The organism is bacterium endosymbiont of Bathymodiolus sp. 5 South (assembly GCF_900128535.1).
Taxonomy (GTDB): Bacteria; Pseudomonadota; Gammaproteobacteria; order PS1; family Pseudothioglobaceae; genus Thiodubiliella.
Map to the genome: position 1 here is coordinate 1 of NZ_FQTR01000193.1, position 2,768 is coordinate 2,768.

General features: G+C 42.3%; 1 protein-coding gene. It reads left to right on the forward strand.

Translation table 11 applies throughout. The annotated features are described in order from the left end of the window. On the forward strand, positions 1–2,768 hold a 2,768-nt coding region (locus BBROOKSOX_RS09865), incomplete at both ends, for a toxin TcdB middle/N-terminal domain-containing protein (protein ID WP_139661526.1).

Below are 2,768 nucleotides of genomic sequence, written 5' to 3' on the forward strand. Positions count from 1 at the left end.
GAACCTATGATTTAGAATATCAATATTATGGCACACCTAAGAAGAGTCAATTAACTTCAATTCAAGAATGTACTAATAATGGACGCTGCCTGCCAAAAACGAAGTTTAGTTGGAACAACGAAGAAGCATCATTTGGTGTTAACGGCAAGCAATGGCAATCTGATCTAGGTGGTTCTGACGATTGGAAAAACCACCCAACGCACGAAAACGGCGAATCCTCTATGTTGATTGACATGAATGGCGACGGCTTACCTGATCGAGTGTTTAACAAAAATCCAAGTAATGATCAACTAGGTTTCTATGTATTTCTAAATACAGGTAATGGTTTTGACTCAGGTAAACAATGGCAAAGCAATTTAGGTGGTGATGAGAACTGGAAAAATCGTCCAAAGAACGCAAACGGCGAACACTCTATGTTGATTGACATAAATGGCGACGGCTTACCTGATCGAGTATTTGACCACAATCCAGAGGCTGACGACCAGCCAGGGTTTTTTGTCTATCTTAATACAGGCGATGGCTTTGATAATGGCAAGCAATGGCAATCTAACCTAGGTGGTGATGACAATTGGAAAAATAGCCCAACCCATATTGCAGATGGCGCAAACTCCTTATCCATGTTAATTGACATCAACGGAGATGGACTACCCGATCGAGTGTTTGACAGAAATCCAAGTAACGATCAACAAGGTTTCTATGTATTTCTAAATACAGGTAATGGTTTTGACTCAGGCAAACAATGGCAATCTGACTTGGGTGGCCATAGCAATTGGAAAAACCGCCCAATCAGTAACTCCATACGCATCATCAGAGTAACAATCAGAGACGGGTGGATTGCGCGTTACACCCCCTACATCTACAGTCGTACCTCCAGGCTAATTGACATCAACGGCGATGGATTACCCGATCGAGTGTTTGACAGAAATCCAAGTAACGATCAACCAGGTTTTTATGTATTTCTAAATACAGGTAATGGTTTTGACTCAGGTAAACAATGGCAAAGCAATTTAGGTGGTGATGAGAATTGGAAAAATCGCACAACCTATAAAAATGGCGAACACTCCAAGCTAATTGACATCAACGGCGACGGCTTACCTGATCGAGTATTTGACCACAATCCAGAGACTAATCAGAAAGGGTTGTTTGTCTATCTTAATACCGGCAATGGCTTTGATAATGGCAAGCAATGGCAATCTAATCTAGGTGGTTCTAACGATTGGAAAAACCGCCCAACGCACGAAAACGGCGAACACTCTATGTTGATTGACATCAATGGCGACGGTTTACCTGATCGAGTCTTCGACAGAAATCCAAAGACTGACCAGCAAGGGTTGTTTGTCTATCTTAATACAGGCGATGGCTTTGATAATGGCAAGCAATGGCAAGCTAACCTAGGTGGTGACGAGTCGCCTTGGAAAAACCGCCCAACGCACGAAAACGGCGAATACTCTATGTTGATTGACATCAATGGCGACGGTTTGCCTGATCGAGTCTTTGACAGAAACCCAAAGACTAACCAAACAGGGTTGTTTGTCTATCTTAATACAGGTAATGGTTTTGACTCAGGTAAACAATGGCAAAGCAATTTAGGTGGTGATGAGAATTGGAAAAATCGCACAACCTATATAAATGGCGAACACTCCATGCTAATTGACATCAACGGCGACGGCTTACCTGATCGAGTATTTGACCACAACCCAGAGACTGATCAGAAAGGGTTGTTTGCCTATCTTAATACCGGCGATGGCTTTGATAATGGCAAGCAATGGCAATCCAATCTAGGTGGTTCTAACGATTGGAAAAACCGCCCAACGCACGAAAACGGCGAACGCTCTATGTTGATTGACATCAATGGCGACGGCTTACTTGATCGAGTATTTGATAGAAACCCAAAGACTGATCAACAAGGATTTTTTGTCTATTCAAAACCATACAAAACACCAAGACTAAAAGTCATCACCAACGGCTTCGGCATTCAAACCACTCTAAATTACAAGCCCCTAACCGATTCATCTGTTTACACCAAAGGTCCTAAGAAGGGATATTACCCAAACATTTCCATCCAAAACGCTCGCCAAGTCATCTCATCCGTTACTACTGACAACGCCATCGGTGGACAAAACACCACCACTTATAAATACGGCAACGCTAAAGTCAATGTTAAAGGCAGAGGCAATCTAGGCTTTGGTTGGATTGAGAAAAAAGACCTTCAATCCAATAAACTCACCCGTACTGAATATAGTCAAACTTACCCCTATACTGGTCAAACCACTGCAACCAAGGAATACATTGAGGCTAAGAACACTATTGAGGCTAATAACACTCGCCAGTTATTGAATGAGCAAATAAATACTTATCGTGACAAGTCCCACTATAACAAAGTCCATTCGCCTTATTTACACCGAAGCAAAGAACGCTCCTACGATTTTAACGCTTCAGACGCTTCAAGTAATTCACCACTCATCACCGTTGTCACCAGTCAATCCAATATTGATAACTACGGCAATGTCGGCACTATTCGAATAAGCACCACAGGTAACAATAAAATCTTCAGTAAAGTCACCAAAAACACCTACAGTAACGACACCACTAATTGGCACCTAGGCAGACTATCTAAAGCCAAAGTAACCCACAATGCAGCAAACACCCCAAGCATCACCCGCACCTCAAGTTTTACCTATAACAGCGACGGGCTCCTGAAAAGTGAAACCATAGCGCCAAATACTAATAAATCTCTTACCACCACTTATGAATACGACAGTTTTGGC